The 17,030-nt window shown below is 65.9% G+C and carries 15 protein-coding genes; 7 read left to right on the top strand and 8 right to left on the bottom strand.

Annotated elements, in window-relative coordinates; genetic code table 11:
- The first annotated feature begins 3 nt into the window (after nt 1–3).
- The 4 genes from atpA to EGM71_RS17940 all read left to right on the top strand — a co-directional run bounded on the left by atpA (nt 4) and on the right by EGM71_RS17940 (nt 4,493).
- Nucleotides 4–1,551: a F0F1 ATP synthase subunit alpha gene (atpA, locus tag EGM71_RS17955; protein ID WP_014038567.1), complete on the top strand. Its 1,548-nt coding sequence runs from the start codon at nt 4–6 to the stop codon at nt 1,549–1,551.
- A 97-nt stretch (nt 1,552–1,648) separates the two neighbouring features.
- On the top strand, nt 1,649–2,512 hold the full coding sequence (gene atpG, locus EGM71_RS17950; protein ID WP_049435859.1) for a F0F1 ATP synthase subunit gamma: 864 nt from the start codon (nt 1,649–1,651) through the stop codon (nt 2,510–2,512).
- A 38-nt stretch (nt 2,513–2,550) separates the two neighbouring features.
- Entirely contained in the window at nt 2,551–3,957 is a 1,407-nt protein-coding gene (atpD, locus tag EGM71_RS17945) for a F0F1 ATP synthase subunit beta (RefSeq protein WP_032129045.1), read from the top strand.
- A gap of 113 nt (nt 3,958–4,070) precedes the next feature.
- Complete coding sequence (locus tag EGM71_RS17940) at nt 4,071–4,493, top strand: F0F1 ATP synthase subunit epsilon (RefSeq protein ID WP_005419509.1); 423 nt, start codon at nt 4,071–4,073, stop codon at nt 4,491–4,493.
- A gap of 195 nt (nt 4,494–4,688) precedes the next feature.
- Here the strand turns inward: EGM71_RS17940 and EGM71_RS17935 are convergent, their stop codons facing one another.
- Nucleotides 4,689–5,072 carry a GtrA family protein gene (locus EGM71_RS17935; protein WP_049445060.1) on the bottom strand — a complete coding sequence of 128 codons (384 nt, stop codon included), beginning with the start codon at nt 5,070–5,072 and terminating at the stop codon, nt 4,689–4,691.
- 83 nt (nt 5,073–5,155) lie between these two features.
- Between EGM71_RS17935 and glmU the strand changes: the two genes are divergently transcribed.
- Nucleotides 5,156–6,523, top strand: coding sequence for a bifunctional UDP-N-acetylglucosamine diphosphorylase/glucosamine-1-phosphate N-acetyltransferase GlmU (glmU, locus tag EGM71_RS17930; protein WP_188486115.1), 1,368 nt, complete (start codon nt 5,156–5,158; stop codon nt 6,521–6,523).
- Nucleotides 6,492–7,025: a GNAT family N-acetyltransferase gene (locus EGM71_RS17925; RefSeq protein ID WP_188486113.1), complete on the top strand. Its 534-nt coding sequence runs from the start codon at nt 6,492–6,494 to the stop codon at nt 7,023–7,025. Before glmU ends, EGM71_RS17925 begins: the two co-directional genes overlap by 32 nt.
- Before the next feature lie 56 nt (nt 7,026–7,081).
- Here the strand turns inward: EGM71_RS17925 and EGM71_RS17920 are convergent, their stop codons facing one another.
- The 7 genes from EGM71_RS17920 to EGM71_RS17890 form a co-directional block, all read right to left on the bottom strand.
- Entirely contained in the window at nt 7,082–8,434 is a 1,353-nt protein-coding gene (locus EGM71_RS17920; protein WP_188486111.1) for a sensor histidine kinase, read from the bottom strand.
- A complete protein-coding gene (locus EGM71_RS17915; protein ID WP_188486109.1) occupies nt 8,431–9,777 on the bottom strand; it encodes a sigma-54-dependent transcriptional regulator in 1,347 nt (448 codons plus the stop codon). The genes EGM71_RS17920 and EGM71_RS17915 overlap by 4 nt, the downstream gene beginning before the upstream one ends.
- 125 nt (nt 9,778–9,902) lie before the next feature.
- Complete coding sequence (locus EGM71_RS17910; RefSeq protein ID WP_188486107.1) at nt 9,903–10,301, bottom strand: PDZ domain-containing protein; 399 nt, start codon at nt 10,299–10,301, stop codon at nt 9,903–9,905.
- A gap of 1 nt (nt 10,302) precedes the next feature.
- Nucleotides 10,303–11,520, bottom strand: a complete 1,218-nt coding sequence (locus tag EGM71_RS17905) for an ABC transporter permease (protein ID WP_188486105.1) — start codon at nt 11,518–11,520, stop codon at nt 10,303–10,305.
- Between the two features lie 20 nt (nt 11,521–11,540).
- Nucleotides 11,541–12,839 carry an ABC transporter permease gene (locus tag EGM71_RS17900; RefSeq protein WP_188486103.1) on the bottom strand — a complete coding sequence of 433 codons (1,299 nt, stop codon included), beginning with the start codon at nt 12,837–12,839 and terminating at the stop codon, nt 11,541–11,543.
- A gap of 10 nt (nt 12,840–12,849) precedes the next feature.
- Nucleotides 12,850–13,575: an ABC transporter ATP-binding protein gene (locus EGM71_RS17895; protein ID WP_014038558.1), complete on the bottom strand. Its 726-nt coding sequence runs from the start codon at nt 13,573–13,575 to the stop codon at nt 12,850–12,852.
- A 35-nt stretch (nt 13,576–13,610) separates the two neighbouring features.
- Nucleotides 13,611–14,888, bottom strand: a complete 1,278-nt coding sequence (locus EGM71_RS17890) for an efflux RND transporter periplasmic adaptor subunit (RefSeq protein ID WP_188486102.1) — start codon at nt 14,886–14,888, stop codon at nt 13,611–13,613.
- 203 nt (nt 14,889–15,091) lie between these two features.
- Between EGM71_RS17890 and glmS the strand changes: the two genes are divergently transcribed.
- Nucleotides 15,092–16,930, top strand: a complete 1,839-nt coding sequence (glmS, locus tag EGM71_RS17885; RefSeq protein ID WP_188486100.1) for a glutamine--fructose-6-phosphate transaminase (isomerizing) — start codon at nt 15,092–15,094, stop codon at nt 16,928–16,930.
- The last annotated feature ends 100 nt before the right edge of the window (nt 16,931–17,030 follow it).

Genomic DNA, 17,030 nt, shown 5'->3' with positions numbered 1-17,030 from the left:
ACGATGGCAACCACGCTCAACCCCTCCGAAATCAGCGAACTGATCAAGAACCGCATCGAGAAGGTCAAGCTGGCCGCGGAATCGCGCAACGAAGGCACCGTGACCAGCGTGTCCGACGGCATCGTGCGCATCTTCGGTCTGGCCGACGTGATGCAGGGCGAAATGATCGAACTGCCGAACAACACCTTCGCACTGGCCCTGAACCTGGAGCGCGACTCGGTCGGCGCCGTGGTCCTGGGTGACTACGAGAACCTGCGCGAAGGCGACGTCGCCAAGACCACCGGCCGCATCCTGGAAGTGCCGGTCGGTCCGGAACTGCTGGGCCGCGTTGTCAACGCGCTCGGCGAGCCGATCGACGGCAAGGGCCCGCTGGGCACCGACCTGACCGCTCCGGTGGAGCGCGTTGCTCCGGGCGTGATCTGGCGCAAGTCGGTCGACCAGCCGGTGCAGACCGGTTACAAGTCGGTCGACTCGATGATCCCGATCGGCCGTGGCCAGCGCGAGCTGATCATCGGTGACCGCCAGACCGGCAAGACCGCCATGGCGATCGATGCGGTGATCAACCAGAAGGGTACCGGCATCAAGTGCGTGTACGTTGCGATCGGCCAGAAGGCTTCGACCATCGCCAACATCGTGCGCAAGCTGGAAGAGAACGGCGCGCTGGCCCACACCATCGTGGTGGCCGCGACCGCTTCCGAATCGGCTGCCATGCAGTACATCAGCGCTTACTCGGGCTGCACCATGGGTGAGTACTTCATGGACCGCGGCGAAGACGCACTGATCGTGTACGACGATCTGTCCAAGCAGGCTGTCGCCTACCGCCAGATCTCGCTGCTGCTGAAGCGTCCGCCGGGCCGTGAAGCCTACCCGGGTGACGTGTTCTACCTGCACTCCCGTCTGCTCGAGCGCGCTGCCCGCGTGTCCGAGGAGTACGTCGAGAAGTTCACCGAAGGCAAGGTCACCGGCAAGACCGGTTCGCTGACCGCGCTGCCGATCATCGAAACCCAGGCTGGCGACGTGTCCGCCTTCGTTCCGACCAACGTGATCTCGATCACCGACGGCCAGATCTTCCTGGAAACCGACCTGTTCAACGCCGGCATCCGCCCGGCCGTGAACGCCGGTATCTCGGTGTCGCGCGTCGGTGGCTCGGCCCAGACCAAGATCATCAAGAAGCTGTCGGGCGGCATCCGTATCTCGCTGGCCCAGTACCGTGAGCTGGCGGCGTTCGCGCAGTTCGCCTCGGACCTGGACGAAGCGACCCGCAAGCAGCTGGAGCGTGGCCAGCGCGTCACCGAGCTGATGAAGCAGAAGCAGTACGCGCCGATGTCGATCGCCAACCAGGCGCTGTCGATCTACGCCGTCAACGAGGGTTACCTCGACGACGTGCCGGTCAACAAGCTGCTGGCGTTCGAAGAAGGCCTGCACGCCCACTTCGCCAACACCCAGGGCGAGCTGATCAGCAAGGTCAACGCCACGGGCGGTTGGGACAACGACATCGAAGGTGCCTTCAAGAAGGGCATCGCCGAGTTCAAGACCACCGGCAGCTGGTAATCGCGGTCCTGTAGAGCGGAGCCGCAGGCTCCGCTGGACCAGATGACAAACGGTTGAACAACGCGGGGCATCAGCCCCGCGCCACGGGAAACAAGAGATGGCAAGCGGACGCGAAATCAAAACCAAGATCAAGAGCGTGCAGAACACCCGCAAGGTGACGCGCGCCCTGGAAATGGTCTCGGCCTCCAAGATCCGCAAGGCGCAGGATCGGATGAAGACCTCGCGTCCGTACGCGCAGGCGATGAAGCAGGTGATCGGCCACCTGGCCCAGGCCAGTACCGATTACCAGCATCCGTTCCTGGTCGAGCGCGAGCAGGTCAAGCGGGTCGGTTTCATCGTGATCTCCTCCGATCGCGGCCTGGCCGGCGGCCTGAACAACAACCTGTTCCGCAAGATGCTGGGCGAAGCCAAGGCATGGCAGGACAAGGGTGCCGAAGTGGACCTGGTGACCATCGGCCAGAAGGCATCGACCTTCTTCCGCCGCGTGAAGGTCAACATGGTCGGCAGCGTGACCCACATCGGCGACGTGCCGAAGCTGGAATCGCTGATCGGTGTGATCAAGGTCATGCTCGACGCCTTCACCGAAGGCAAGGTCGACCGCGTGTACCTGGTCTACAACCGCTTCGTGAACACCATGACGCAGAAGGCCAGCTTCGATCAGCTGCTGCCGCTGCCGCCGGCTGAGAAGCAGGTCGCTCACCACGACTGGGATTACCTGTACGAACCCGATGCCGCGACCGTGCTCGAGCACGTGATGACGCGTTACATCGAGTCGCTGGTGTACCAGGCACTGCTGGAAAACGTCGCCTCCGAGCATGCAGCACGCATGGTCGCGATGAAGGCGGCGAGCGACAACGCCAACAAGCTGATCGGCGAACTGCAGCTCGTCTACAACAAGGCGCGCCAGGCAGCGATCACCCAGGAAATCTCCGAAATCGTCGGCGGCGCGGCAGCAGTCTGACCGCGTTCGTTCAAAGCACACATTTAGAGGATGCAGCAATGAGTCAGGGCAAGATCGTTCAGATCATCGGCGCGGTCGTCGACGTCGAATTCCCGCGTGAGTCGGTGCCGAAGGTGTATGACGCACTGAAGGTCGACAACACCGAAATCACCCTCGAAGTCCAGCAGCAGCTGGGCGACGGCGTGGTGCGTACCATCGCCCTCGGTTCCACCGACGGCCTGAAGCGCAACCTGGTCGCCACCAACACCGACCGCGGCATCTCCGTGCCGGTCGGCGCTGGCACCCTGGGCCGCATCATGGACGTGCTCGGCCGTCCGATCGACGAAGCCGGCCCGGTGGCCGCCAGCGACAGCTGGGAAATCCACCGTGCGGCCCCGTCGTACGAAGACCAGTCCCCGGCCACCGAGCTGCTGGAAACCGGCATCAAGGTCATCGACCTGATGTGCCCGTTCGCCAAGGGCGGCAAGGTCGGCCTGTTCGGCGGCGCCGGCGTCGGCAAGACTGTCAACATGATGGAACTGATCAACAACATCGCCAAGGCGCACAGCGGTCTGTCCGTGTTCGCCGGCGTGGGTGAGCGTACCCGTGAGGGCAACGACTTCTACCACGAAATGAAGGACTCCAACGTCCTCGACAAGGTGGCGATGGTGTACGGCCAGATGAACGAGCCGCCGGGCAACCGTCTGCGCGTCGCCCTGACCGGCCTGACCATGGCCGAGTACTTCCGCGACGAGAAGGACGAAAACGGCAAGGGTAAGGACGTCCTGCTGTTCGTCGACAACATCTACCGCTACACCCTGGCCGGTACCGAAGTGTCGGCACTGCTGGGCCGCATGCCGTCCGCCGTGGGTTACCAGCCGACCCTGGCCGAGGAAATGGGCGTCCTGCAGGAGCGCATCACCTCGACCAAGAATGGTTCGATCACCTCGATCCAGGCCGTCTACGTTCCCGCGGACGACCTGACCGACCCGTCGCCGGCGACCACCTTCGCCCACCTGGACTCGACCGTTACCCTGTCGCGTTCGATCGCCTCGCTGGGTATCTACCCGGCCGTCGATCCGCTGGATTCCACCAGCCGCCAGATGGATCCGCTGGTCATCGGCCACGAGCACTACGACACCGCCCAGCGCGTCCAGCAGACCCTGCAGAAGTACAAGGAACTGAAGGACATCATCGCGATCCTGGGCATGGACGAGCTGTCCGAAGAGGACAAGCAGGCCGTGTCGCGCGCCCGTAAGATCGAGCGCTTCTTCAGCCAGCCGTTCCACGTGGCCGAAGTGTTCACCGGTTCGCCGGGCAAGTACGTGCCGCTGAAGGACACCATCCGTGGCTTCAAGGCCATCGTCGATGGCGAGTACGACCACCTGCCGGAGCAGGCGTTCTACATGGTCGGCGGCATCGAAGAAGCGGTCGAGAAGGCCAAGAAGATGGCCGAGAAGGCCTGATCCGGGACGGGCGGGAGCGATCCTGCCCGACCTGACGCCGGCGCCGGGCAACCGCCCGCGCCGGTGGACCCCCACGGTGGCATTGCGCCGCCGCGAACAGCGAAGAGATTTGCATGAGCACGATCCGTTGCGACATCGTCAGCGCCGAGCAGGAAATCTTCCGTGGCGAAGCGACCCTGGTCGTGGCCACCGGTGAGCTGGGCGAACTGGGCATCGCGCCCAAGCACGCGCCGCTGATCACCCGCCTGAAGCCGGGCAAGGTGGTGGTGACCACGCCGAACGGCGAGCAGCTGGATTTCGCCATTTCCGGCGGCATCCTGGAAGTTCAGCCGCAGGTAGTGACCGTGCTGGCCGACACCGCGATCCGCGCGCAGGACATCGACGAAGCCTCGGTCCGCAAGGCCAAGGAAGAAGCCGAGCGGATCCTGGCCAACCGCGGCGAAGCGATGGAAGTGGCCGAGGCGCAGCAGAAGCTGGCTGAAGCTGTCGTCCAGCTGCAGGCGCTGGAGCGCCTGCGCAAGAATCTCAAGCACTGAGGTTCGCGCTGCACCCACGAGAACGCCGGCCCTGTGCCGGCGTTTTTGTTTGTGCGCGGGCGAGCGGCGACTGGGCAGAGTGACTGTCAGTCGACTACCGCGCGCAGCGCGGGATTTCCGCGGTCTGATGGAAGAGCAGTCGACTAACAGTCGACTCCACCGATCCCGATCCGGCATTCCCAATCCCGCCTCGTATCAGCGGTACACCACGTAGCGCATCAACAGGAACGACACGCAGGCCAGCCCGCCTTCCACCAGCGGCTTGGCCAGCCACGTGTACTGCAGGCCCAGCGCCTGGTCGACCAGGCTGACCAGCAGCGTGCTCGCCGCCGTCAGCAGCAGCCACAGCCCGAAGAAGCGTGCAAAGCGCTTCCATCCAAGCTTGCGGGTGCCGGCCTCGGCAAAGGTGTAGCGGCCGTTGAGCCAGAAGCCCAGCAGCATGCCGGCCAGGCGACCGGCGATGTTGGCTGGCGCCACCGGCATGCCCAGCGCGGTGGCGACCACGAACACCAGCCAATCGACCAGCAGCTGCACGAGCCCGATCACGAGGTAGGCGCTTCCCTGGCGGACGAGGCTCATCGGCATGGTGAAGGAGGAGGGATGCCCATGTTAACGGCCCACGCTCTAGAATCACCGGCAACGAACCACGGACTGCCGCTCCCATGACCCAAGCCCTGCACGTCATCATCCTCGCCGCCGGCGCCGGCAAGCGCATGAAGTCGGTGTTGCCGAAGGTGCTGCAGCCGATCGCCGGCCAACCGATGCTGGCGCACGTGATCGATGCGGCCCGCGAGCTGCAGCCGGCGGCCATCCACGTGGTTTACGGCCATGGTGGCGAGGCGGTGCGTCAGTACTTCGCCGACCAGAGCGATCTGCAATGGGCCGAGCAGGCACAGCAGCTCGGTACCGGGCACGCCGTCGCACAGGCGATGCCGCAGGTTCCCGATGCTGCGCAGGTGCTGGTGCTGTACGGCGATGTGCCGCTGATCCGCGCGCAGACCCTGCGCGACCTGCTGGCGCAGCCGGGGCGATTGGCGGTGCTGGTGGCCGACGTCGATGACCCGACCGGTTATGGACGCGTGCTGCGCGATGCAGAAGGCAGGGTGGCTGCGATCGTCGAGCAGAAGGACGCCACCGATGACCAGCTGCGCGTGCGCACGATCAACACCGGCATCATCGCCGCAGAATCGACCGCGCTGCGCCGCTGGCTGTCGCAGCTGTCCAACCGCAACGCGCAGGGCGAGTACTACCTCACCGACGTGTTTGCGTTCGCCGCCCATGAGTACACCCCGGCCGAGATGGCGCTGGTCGCCGATGCACAGGAGGCCGAGGGGGCGAATGATCCGTGGCAGCTGTCGCAGTTGGAGCGCGCCTGGCAGCGGCGTGCGGTGCGTGCATTGTGCGCACAGGGCGCGCGCGTGCGTGACCCGGCACGACTGGATATCCGTGGCACCGTCACTGTGGGCAGCGATGTGCTGATCGACGTCGATGTTGTTCTTGAAGGCAACATCGTGCTCGGTGACGGCGTCACTGTAGGCCCATTCAACCGGCTGAAGGACGTCAATCTCGGCCCTGGCACCGAAGTACGCGCGCACTGCGATCTGGAAGGCGTGATCACCGAAGGCGCAGCACTGGTCGGTCCGTTCGCGCGCCTGCGTCCGGGCACCGTGCTCGCCGACGGCGTTCACGTGGGCAACTTCGTCGAGACCAAGAAGGTCACCCTCGGTGTCGGCAGCAAGGCCAATCACCTCACCTATCTGGGTGATGCGGTGATCGGCAGCAGGGTGAACATCGGTGCCGGCACCATCACCTGCAACTACGACGGCGTGAACAAGTCGACCACCACCATCGGCGACAACGCGTTCATCGGCTCCAACAGCTCGCTGGTGGCACCGCTGACGATCGGCGAGGGCGCGACCATCGCCGCCGGCTCGGTCATCACCCGCACCGCTCCGGACGGCAAGTTGACACTGGCACGTGCACGACAGGAAACCATCGATGGCTGGAAGCGCCCGGTCAAGAAGCCCTGAACCACGCCTTCCGCACGCCGACGAGCTTGGCGTGCTACCGGCGATCGAACAGCGTGCCGGTGAGCTGCTGAAGGGCCACGAAGCCTATCCGGTGTTCGCCGGCCACGGCCTGGACCTGCCGACCCTGCAGGACGGCCTTGAGCGCGGGCAGCTGTGGGTGGTCGATGCTGCCGAGGGCGGCATTGCCGGTTACCTGCTGGCAGGCGAGCTGTGCGGTGACTTCCATGTCCTGCAGATGGATGTGGACCCGGCGCATGCGCGTCGCGGCCATGGTCGTGCGCTGCTGCGCCACGCATTGGCGCAGGCGAGGGCGGATGGCCACGCGGCTGCGGTGCTGACCACGTTGTCTGACGTACCGTGGAATGCGGCCTTCTACGCCAGCGAAGGGTTCGTTGAAGTGCCGGAAGCGGAGTGGAGCGAGGGCCTGCGCGCGGTGATGGCCGAAGAGGCCGCGTTGGGATTTCCGATGCAACTGCGCGTGGCGATGCGGCAGGTTTGGTAGGTACCGACCTTGGTCGGCACATCCACGCATGGCGTGGATCTATTCGCTGGCCCGACTCAACCCACCGGCAACAGGATCGACACGCACAACCCGCCATCACCGCGGTTCTGCAGTGACACCCGCCCACCGTGCGCTTCCACGATCTCGCGGGTCAGTGCCAGTCCCAGCCCGGTGCCATTGCGCTTGGTCGAATAGAACGGCATCAGTGCGTTCTGCAGCACCTGCTCGTTCATGCCCTTGCCACGGTCCAGCACATCCAGGCGCAGCCACTGCGGCAACCGCGTCAGCTGCACCTGCACGTCATCGTTGGGTGGATCGGCCTCGGCACAGGCTTCATGCGCGTTCTTCAGCAGGTTCAACAGCGCCTGCCCGAACTGCGCGATGTCGATGCGGCTGCTCAGTTCCTCGTCCGGTTCGCGATCCATGGTGAACGGGATCTGCTGGCGCAGGCTGGACAGGAAGGGGGCCCAGTGCACGGTCTGCAGTTGCGGCTGCGGCAGCTTGGCAAAGCGCGCATAGCCACGGATGAAGCCTTCCAGGTGGCGTGCGCGGTCTTCGATGGTGGTGAAGATCTCCGGCAGCCGATCGAAGCGCTCGCGCTGCACCAGCACGCCACCGGAGTGGGCCAGCGAGGCGATCGGCGCCAGTGAGTTGTTGAGCTCGTGGCTGATCACCCGGATCACCTTCTTCCACGTCTGCACTTCCTGGCGGCGCAGTTCGGCGGTGAGCAGTCGTACCAGCAGCAGGTCGTGCGGACGGCCGTTGAGCTGGAAGGCGCGGCGCGACAGGTGGTAGACCTGCTCGTCTTCCTCATCACCGTCTTCGCCTTCCGCATGCACGGCGAACAGGCTGTCGCCGCCACGGGCGATGGCATCGCGCAGCTCCACCGGCACCTGTTCCAGCACCTCTTCCAGGCGCTGGCCCTCCAGCTTCCAGCCACCATGCAGCAGCTTGCGCGCGGCCAGGTTGGAGAACACCACGCGGGCGATGCCGTCGCCGCCGGAGGCAATCAGTAGCATCGCAACCGGTGTGTTCTGCACCATGGTGTCCAGCAGCAGTTCGCGCTGCACCAGGCCCTGCCGCTGCTCGCGCAGTACATCGCCCAGTTCGCGGTGCGCCTGCACCAGGTCGCCCAGTTCGTCGTTGCCCGGCCAGTACACGCCGAAGTTGTACTCGCCGTCGCGGTAGCTGCTGGTGGTGCCGGACAGTGCACGCATCAGCGAGCGCACCGGTGCGGTGGCGCGGAGCAGGGTCCACCACATCAGTGACAGCAGGATCACCGCCGACACCGTGGTCACCACCCAGCCATGGTCCATCCAGTACGCCAGCAGCCACGGCAACGCGGCGGCCAGCGCCAGCACCGGCAGCAGGCGCAGGAACAGGCGGAAGGTGAACGAGCGCCGCTTCATTCGCGTGGGATGCCGTGCCGGTCCATGCGCCGGTACAGCGCCTGGCGGCTCAGGCCGAGTTCGGCGGCGGCCTGGGCGATGACGCCGTGGTTGCGCGCCAGCACATCCTCGATGCGCGCACGGTCTGGATCATTGCCGGCGCTCGGTGCCGGGCGCGGTGCAGGTGAAGCACGCGGCAGGTTCAGATCGGCCACTTCGATGTGGTTGCCGGTCGCCAGCAGCTCGGCACGCTGGATCACGTTGCGCAGTTCGCGCACGTTGCCCGGCCACGGGTGCCGTTGCAGGGCCGCGGTTGCAGCATTGGAAAGTGGCTTGCCGGCCGTCAGGAAGCGCTCGGCCAGCGGCACGATGTCGCCCGGGCGCTCGGCCAACGGTGGCAGTACCAGTTCCACCGTATTGAGGCGGTAATACAGGTCTTCGCGGAAGGTGCCGTCGCGGATCATCGCCGGCAGGTCGGCATTGGTCGCGCTGACCACGCGGACTTTGACCTGGCGTTCGCGATTGGAGCCCAGGCGCTCGAAACGACCGGTTTCCAGCACGCGCAACAGCTTCATCTGACCGCCCAGCGACAGGTTGCCGATCTCATCCAGGAACAGCGTGCCTCCGTCGGCAGCTTCGAATTTGCCCTCGCGCGCCTTGCTGGCGCCGGTATACGCGCCGGCTTCGGCACCGAACAGTTCGGCCTCGATCAGTTCCGAGGGCAGGGCGCCACAATTGACTGTGATGAACGAACCCTTGGCCACCAGCGAGTTGGCCTGGATGATCTGCGCGATCTTCTCCTTGCCAGCACCGTTGGGGCCGGTGATCAGCACCGGCAGTTCGGAGCGCGCGACCTGGCAGGCGAGTGCGATGACGCGCTCGCTGGCCGGATCGGCGAACACCGCCCCGCACAGCTCGTACTTCTCTTCCAGCGCATTGCGCTGGCGCAGCTCGCGGCTGCGTCGGCGGTCCAGTTCGCGCCGTGCCTCGGACAACTCCAGCAGGTTGTTGACCGTGGTCAGCAGCTTGCGGTCGTCCCAGGGCTTGGCCAGGTAGTCGGCGGCACCGGCCTTGACCAGGTCCACCGCGCTGCTCAGGTGCGTCCAGGCGGTCAGCAGGATCACCGGCAGGTCCGGGTGGCGCGCACGGATCTGTGCGAACAGGTCTTCGCCTTCCTCGCCGGAGGTGGTGTCCTCGCTGAAGTTCATGTCCTGGATCACCAGGTCGACCGGCTGCGACTCGAGCAGGGCCAGCCCCTCGGCCGGGCTCTGCGCCTGCAGCGTGTCGATGTCATGCAGGGAGAACAGCACGTCCAGTGCGGTGCCCACACTGGCGTTGTCGTCGATGATCAGGATCGAAGGCATCAAGCGGTTCTGCGGAAAGGGATGGGCGGCGCCGATGGAGCCGTGTTCGTGTCCATACGCCGGGAGAGCCCGGCGCCACCCACCAAGCATAGCCAAACCCGTGGCCGTGCAGGAGTTGCCGCTTCTCAGTGGCGGGGAGGCGCCGGGGGCGGTGGCGGCGCAGGTGGCGGCGGCACTTCCAGCGCCTGGCGCCAGGCTGCAGCGTTGACCGCCACCGTCAGCTCGCGCTTGTCGCGGCGCAGCAACAGATAGGCGGTGGCCGCGTGGGAATGGCGGAGTGCCTCGGCCAGATGTTCAACCCGGCGCACCGCCGTGTCGTCCACGCGGAGGATGCGATCGCCACTGCGCACGCCGAAGCGCACTTCCGGACTGGCGGCCTCCACGCGCACCTGGCCCTCCGTCGAGCGCAACGACAACCGCGCGGCATCCTGGCGCCATTCCAGTGTCTGCGCGCTGCCACCGCCGGCCAGCGCCGGCAGTGGCAGTGGCAGGAGCAGGATCAGGCACATCGCGCAGGCACGCATCTCACGCGCCCCGCGTGGCGACCGCAGGCGGTACCGCCGCCGCACGCCGTGCAGGACCGAACACCGCGATCTGGCCCAGCACCCACAGCAGCAGCGCACCCAGCGGCAGGTAGTACAGCGGCATGCGCGGCAGCTCGTAAAGATTCATCAGCGCCAGGTTGATCGCGTAGGCCGCCAGCATGCCCAGCACGATGCCCAGCGTGGCCAGCAGGAAGTTCTCGGTCTGGAAGTAGCGCAGGATCTGCCCACGGGTCGCGCCCAGGGCACGGCGGATGCCGATCTGCTTGCTGCGCTGCTGCACCCAGAAGCTGGCCAGGCCGATGATGCCCAGCGCGGTGACCACCAGCAGCGAGATGCTGACGGTGATCAGCAGGCCGACCATCGCGCGGTCGTTCTTGAAGAAGTCCTTGCGCTGGTCCTCATAGGTGAGCTTGTCGCGCATCAGGCGGTTGGGATCGTTGCGCTCCAGCGCGGCGGCACCGGCGTCGAGCACGTCCTGGCGACGTTCCAGCGAGGTCCGCAGCACATACGTGCCACCCTTGTCGAAGGTGGTGCGGATCGGCAGCAGCATCGAGTTGGTCCAGTTGTCACTCCAGCCATTGGGCGTGCTGAGGGTGTCGACGATGCCGACCACATGCAGCGACTGCTTGCCCATGTAGTAGGTCTTGCCCAGTGCGCTGCCGTTGGGCTCCATCTTGGCGGCAGTGGCCTGGGTGAAGATGACCGGGATGGCCTTCTCCTTGGCGCCGCCCTTGCTGACGTCTTCGAAGTTCTGGTACTCGTCGGGCAGGAAATCGCGGCCTGCGATCAGGTTGATGCCCATCGTCGCCAGCCCGTTCTCGGACAGGGTGTACATCGAGGCGTTGGTGGTCGGCCGTTCCTGGTCGATCACGCGCGAGATGCTGCTGCTGGAGGAGCCGTTGCGGAAGGGGACCTGGTTGATGATGGTGACGTTGCTGACGCCGGGAATCGCGCGCAGCGATGCCAGGTCCTCGCGGGTGCGGGCCAGGGCGTCGGTCTGCTTGCCGATGCCACTGACGCGCAGCATCACCAGTTCGCTCTCGGCGATACCGCTGGGCATGCTGATCTTCTCCACGCGCTGGCTGACCAGGAACAGCGCGTTGCAGACGATGGCGCAGGTCAGTGCGACTTCCAGCACGATCAGGGCAGCGGCAGTCTTGTGCCGGCGCAGCGTGCTGAGGATGGGGCGGATGTCCATGGGAGTCCTCGTTCGGGTGCTTACTGCGACTTGAGCTGGATGGCCGGGGTGACCTGCATGGCGCGCCAGGCGGGCAGGAAGCCGGCGGCAAGGCTGGCGAGCAGGGTCAGGCCCAGCGCGAGCAGCAGCATGTTGCCGTCCAGATGGGCCAGCTTTGCGTACTCCACCGGTTGCTGGCGCACCGCGAACAGGCCAAGCAGGGCCAGGCCGATACCCAGCACGCCACCGACCACGCCGACCGCACCGGCTTCCACCAGGCACTGCAGGAAGATCTGGCCGCGGCTGGCACCGAGTGCACGGCGCACGCCGATCTCACCGCTGCGGCGCAGGAACTTGGCCAGCAGCAGGCCTACCGTGTTGACCAGGCAGACACCGAGGAAGCCCAGCGCCAGCCACAGCTGCAGGCGCACGTCGCTGGGCACCGCGCCATTGAAGTCCAGCCATTCCATCACGGTGCGCAGGCGCACGTTCGGCGGATGCTTGAAGCGGCCGGCCTCGCGCTGCTGGGTCGAATAGTTCTCCAGGTAGCGGCGGTAGTCGCCGGCCTTGGCCGGGTCCATTTCCACCCAGTACTGCAGCCACGCGCACGGTGCATTGAGCGAGTAGCTGTTGCCGTCGGGGTTTTCGCCGAAGCAGTTCATGTTGCCGTTGTTGCCGAGCTTCAGGTCGAACGAGGTGGAGATCGGCAGCAGCAGGTCTTCGTTCTTGCCGTAGCTGCCGGTGGTCAGGTCGTAGAAGTGCGGCTCCGGGCTCCATTCCTTCATCACGCCGACGATGCGGTAACTCTGGCCTTCCATGCGCAGGTCGCGGCCCACGCTGTTGGCCCCCTGGTACAGCTTGTCGTTGAGCGCCTTGGAGATGACCACCACGCGTGCGCGGCCTTCATCGTCCTCGCGCGTCCAGGGACGGCCGTACTGCATGGGCACCTCGAACATCGGGAAGAAGTCGGCCGAGGTCCAGCGGGTGTCGATGCTGAAGGGCTTGAGGGTGCTGTTGTCCGGTTCGATGGTGCCGCCGCCACCGCTCATCAGTGCCTGGCGTTCACCCTTGGCTTCGCGCAGCAGCGCTTCACCGTCGAAGCGGGTCAGCTGGGTTTCCGGTTCCTCGCCAGCGACATAGGCGCCGGTCGCGGCATCAAGCTGCACATAGAACAGGCGGTCACTCTTGCCGGGAATCGGGTCGCCGGAAAGCACATGGAACACGGTCAGCGTGGTCATCGAGGCGCCGATGCCCAGCGCGATGGCCACGACCATCAGCGCGGTCAGGATCTTGTTGCGGCGGAAGCTGCGCGCCGCCAATCGGGCGTAGTAGGCGAACATGGTCGGGCCCTCACTCGTTGACGGCGACGATGTGGCGCGGTGGGGTAGCCAGCACCGGCTCGCGCACGAGGTCGGTGACCTGGCCGTCGACGATGTGTACGTTGCGCTGCGCGCGCGCGGCCAGTTCCGGGTCGTGGGTGACCATCACGATGGTGGTGCCAGCGGCATTGATCTCTTCCAGCAGTTCCATCACGCCGCGCGCCATCTGCGTATCCAGGTTGCCGGTCGGTTCGTCGGCCAGCAACAGGCGCGGGCTGCCGGCCAGCGCACGCGCAATCGCCGCACGCTGCTGCTGGCCGCCGGACAGTTCATTCGGGTAGTGCTTCATGCGCGAACCCAGGCCGACCTGGGTCAGCGCCTTCTCGATGCGTTCGCGGCGCTCGTTGGCGCTCATCTTCCGGTAGCGCAGCGGCACGTCGACGTTGTCGAACAGGTTCAGGTCGGGGATCAGGTTGAAGCCCTGGAAGATGAAGCCGATCTTCTGGTTGCGCAGGCGGCTGCGGGCATCGTCGCCCAGCGTGCTCACGTCCTGGCCGTCGAGCATGTAGGTGCCACTGGTGAAGGTTTCCAGCAGGCCGGCGATGTTGAGGAAAGTGGTCTTGCCCGAGCCGGACGGGCCGGTAACGGCGACGAACTCGCCTTCCTTGACCTGCAGTTCCAGTGAGCGCAACGCGTGGGTTTCCACCTGTTCGGTGCGGAAGACCTTGGCGACCGAACGCATTTCGAGCATGTACATGGGGTGTCCTCTCTCCAGGATTCAGGTATCAGGTATCAGTTGACGGAGACGCGTTCGGCGTCCTTGAACAGGTCGCTGCCGGAGACCACGATGCGGTCGCCCGGCTGCACACCCGACTTGATTTCCACTTCGCCCAGGCTGCTGACGCCCAGTTCCACCGGACGCCGCACTGCGGTGCGGCCATCCATCACGTAGGCCACGCCATTGCCCTGTTCGACGAACGGGCCGCGCTCGACCTTCAGCACGTTCTTGCGGGTATCGAGCAGCACGCGCACCGACATCCGCTGGCTCTGGCGCAGGCCTTCCGGCTGCGCGCTGGCGAAGCGCACGCGGGCGTTGACCTCGCCGTTGACCACTTCGGGCGACACTGCGCTGATCTCGCCCGGGAACGGCTGGCCGTTGCCGCCGGTCAGCTGCGCCGGCATGCCGATCGCCAGGTCGCGGGCGAAGCTTTCCGGCACCTTGATCTCGACCTCGAACTTGGACAGGTCGACCACGCCCAGTACCGGCGCGTTGGCGGCCAGATTGGTGGACTGGATCGCCTGCACCTGGCCCACCTGGCCGTCAAACGGTGCACGCAGGGTCAGTGCATCGACCTGGCGCTGCACTTCGGCCACCACGGCCTTCTGGCGATCGGCCAGCAGGCGCTTGTTGCGGGCATCCAGGTCGGCGCCCTGGCTCTGCAGGCGGGCATCGGTGGTGGCGTTGGCCAGGGTGATGTCGGCCTTCTTCAGGGAGTCCTTGGCCTTGGCCAGGTCGATCTGCGGCACCGCACCGCCGTCGTAGCCGCGCTGGTAGCGCTGCAGGTCGCGGTCGGCGGCCTGACGTTCGATGGTGGCCTGGTCGGTTTCCTTGCGCGACTTGGCGCGGGCCAGGGTGGCGTCCAGCGCGGCACGGCTGGCCTCGGCTTCCAGGCCGGCCAGGGTGGCCTGTTCCTGGGCCAGCTTGCTGCGCAATTCCGGGCTGTCGATGATCGCCAGTTCCTGGCCCTTCTTGACCACATCACCGGCGACCACCTTCAGGTCCACGGTACCGGCCGAGATGGCGTACAGGATCGGGCTGTTGGCGGCGATCACCCGGCCGTCGGCGGCGATGTCGCGGACCAGGTCGCCCTGCTTCACTTCTGCGATGCGCACGCGGCTGCTGTCGAAGGAGCGGCTGGCATTGGACCAGGCATGCACCGCCCAGCCGATGCCGGCGAGCAGCGCGATGGCACCCAGCGCAGGCCAGCGGTAGCGCTGCCAGTTTGCACGGGGCCGGCCGGCCGGGGCGGAGGAAACGATCTGGTCCTGTGCGGAAGTGTCGCGGATCATCGGGTGCGTGCCTGACGGTGGTAGTGAGTACCAAGCATGTAGCGTGCCAACTTTATTTCCTTTCAGGTCAATGGGTTGGGATGGCTGCTGCAGTGTCCGGGTGTCCGCGGACACCTTTCCGGACACTTTCATTAAGCGGACAGGAGGGGGAAGCCGGACACGCGGGCTAGAATGCGCCGATCGTCTTCAAGGAAACGCGTGACATGTGTGGAATCGTGGGTGCAATCGCCGATCGCGACGTGGTGCCGGTACTGATCGAGGGCCTGAAGCGGCTTGAGTACCGTGGTTACGACTCCTCGGGCATCGCGGTGATCGACCATGCCGAGCGCCCCGAGGTACGTCGTGTCCGCCGTACCGGTCGAGTGTCGGAAATGGCCACGGCGGCCGCGGCCGAGGGCTTCAATGCGGTACTGGGCATCGGCCACACCCGCTGGGCCACCCACGGGGGCGTCACCGAGGCCAACGCGCATCCGCACATCAGCCACGGCGTGGCGCTGGTGCACAACGGCATCATCGAGAACCACGAAGAGCAGCGCGAGAAGCTGCGCGCGATGGGCTACACGTTCGAGTCGCAGACCGATACCGAAGTCATCGCGCACCTGATCCACCATCACCTGAAGGGCGGCGACGACCTGCTGGTGGCGCTGCAGCACACGGTGAAGGAATTGACCGGTGCCTACGCGCTGGCCGTGGTCAGCCGCGCCGAGCCGGAGCGCTTCGTCTGCGCGCGCATGGGCTGCCCGCTGCTGGTCGGCCTGGGCGAGGGCGAGAACTTCGTCGCTTCCGACGTCTCGGCGGTGATCTCGGCCACCCGCAAGGTGATCTTCCTGGAAGAGGGCGACACCGCCGAGATCCGTCGCGATGGCGTGCGCATCTTCGATGAGCATGACCAGCCGATCGAGCGCGACGTGCATCTGTCCGATGTGTCGCTGGCTTCGCTGGAGCTGGGCCCGTATCGCCACTTCATGCAGAAGGAAATCCACGAGCAGCCGCGCGCGCTGGGCGACACCATCGAGGCGGCGATCGACGCCGGTGGTTTCCCGGCCGAGCTGTTTGGCAAGAACGCCGAAGCGGTGCTGTCGGGCATCGAGGGCGTGCAGATCATTGCCTGCGGCACCAGTTACTACGCCGGCCTGACCGCGCGTTACTGGATCGAAGCCATCGCCGGCCTGCCGTGCAGCGTTGAGATCGCCAGCGAGTACCGCTACCGCGCGGCCTATGCGAACCCGAAGCACCTGATCGTCACCATCTCCCAGTCCGGCGAAACGCTGGATACGATGGAAGCGTTGAAGTACGCCAAGTCGCTTGGCCACAAGCACACGCTGTCGATCTGCAACGTGCCGGAAAGCGCGATTCCGCGCGCCAGCGAGCTGGTCTGCTACACCCGCGCCGGCGCCGAGATCGGCGTGGCCTCGACCAAGGCCTTCACCACCCAGCTGGCCGCACTGTTCCAGCTGACCGTGGTGCTGGGCAAGCTGCATGGCCGCATCGACGCGGCGCAGGAAGCGGACTACCTGGAGCAGCTGCGCTTCCTGCCGGGCAGCGTGCAGCACGCACTGAACATGGAGCCGCAGATCGCCGCCTGGGCCGAGCGTTTCGCGCGCAAGAGCAGCGCGCTGTTCCTCGGCCGTGGCCTGCATTACCCGATCGCGCTGGAAGGCTCGCTCAAGCTCAAGGAGATCTCCTACATCCACGCCGAGGCCTACCCGGCGGGTGAGCTGAAGCACGGCCCGCTGGCGCTGGTGGACGAGGACATGCCGGTGGTGGTGATCGCCCCCAACGACAGCCTGCTGGAGAAGGTGAAGTCGAACATGCAGGAAGTGCGTGCGCGCGGTGGCGAGCTGTTCGTATTTGCCGACCAGGACAGCAACTTCAACGAGTCCGAAGGCGTGCACGTGATCCGCACGCCGCGCCATGCCGGCGTGCTCAGCCCGATCGTGCACACCATCCCGGTGCAGCTGCTGGCGTACCACACCGCACTGGCACGCGGCACTGATGTGGACAAGCCGCGTAACCTGGCCAAGAGCGTGACGGTGGAGTAAGACATCCCCGGAGCTGTGGATGCTGCATGCGAAAGGGGCCTGCGTGGCCCCTTTCGTTTGTGCCGGAGTCCGTGCGAAGTGGGACAGCCGCCGGGTGTTC

It is taken from the genome of Stenotrophomonas maltophilia (assembly GCF_006970445.1).
Classification (GTDB): Bacteria; Pseudomonadota; Gammaproteobacteria; order Xanthomonadales; family Xanthomonadaceae; genus Stenotrophomonas; species Stenotrophomonas maltophilia_AU.
The sequence above is the reverse complement of the archived record's forward strand: the minus strand, read 5'-3'. Positions and strand labels throughout refer to the sequence as shown.

Coding starts and splice junctions, on each gene's coding strand:
- EGM71_RS17905 (WP_188486105.1), bottom strand. CDS start 11,520: ATGGACATCCGCCCCATCCTCAGCACGCTGCGCCGGCACAAGACTGCC.
- EGM71_RS17940 (WP_005419509.1), top strand. CDS start 4,071: ATGAGCACGATCCGTTGCGACATCGTCAGCGCCGAGCAGGAAATCTTC.
- atpD (WP_032129045.1), top strand. CDS start 2,551: ATGAGTCAGGGCAAGATCGTTCAGATCATCGGCGCGGTCGTCGACGTC.
- glmU (WP_188486115.1), top strand. CDS start 5,156: ATGACCCAAGCCCTGCACGTCATCATCCTCGCCGCCGGCGCCGGCAAG.
- glmS (WP_188486100.1), top strand. CDS start 15,092: ATGTGTGGAATCGTGGGTGCAATCGCCGATCGCGACGTGGTGCCGGTA.
- EGM71_RS17900 (WP_188486103.1), bottom strand. CDS start 12,839: ATGTTCGCCTACTACGCCCGATTGGCGGCGCGCAGCTTCCGCCGCAAC.
- atpA (WP_014038567.1), top strand. CDS start 4: ATGGCAACCACGCTCAACCCCTCCGAAATCAGCGAACTGATCAAGAAC.
- EGM71_RS17895 (WP_014038558.1), bottom strand. CDS start 13,575: ATGTACATGCTCGAAATGCGTTCGGTCGCCAAGGTCTTCCGCACCGAA.
- EGM71_RS17915 (WP_188486109.1), bottom strand. CDS start 9,777: ATGCCTTCGATCCTGATCATCGACGACAACGCCAGTGTGGGCACCGCA.
- EGM71_RS17890 (WP_188486102.1), bottom strand. CDS start 14,888: ATGATCCGCGACACTTCCGCACAGGACCAGATCGTTTCCTCCGCCCCG.
- EGM71_RS17910 (WP_188486107.1), bottom strand. CDS start 10,301: ATGCGTGCCTGCGCGATGTGCCTGATCCTGCTCCTGCCACTGCCACTG.
- EGM71_RS17935 (WP_049445060.1), bottom strand. CDS start 5,072: ATGAGCCTCGTCCGCCAGGGAAGCGCCTACCTCGTGATCGGGCTCGTG.
- EGM71_RS17925 (WP_188486113.1), top strand. CDS start 6,492: ATGGCTGGAAGCGCCCGGTCAAGAAGCCCTGAACCACGCCTTCCGCAC.
- atpG (WP_049435859.1), top strand. CDS start 1,649: ATGGCAAGCGGACGCGAAATCAAAACCAAGATCAAGAGCGTGCAGAAC.
- EGM71_RS17920 (WP_188486111.1), bottom strand. CDS start 8,434: ATGAAGCGGCGCTCGTTCACCTTCCGCCTGTTCCTGCGCCTGCTGCCG.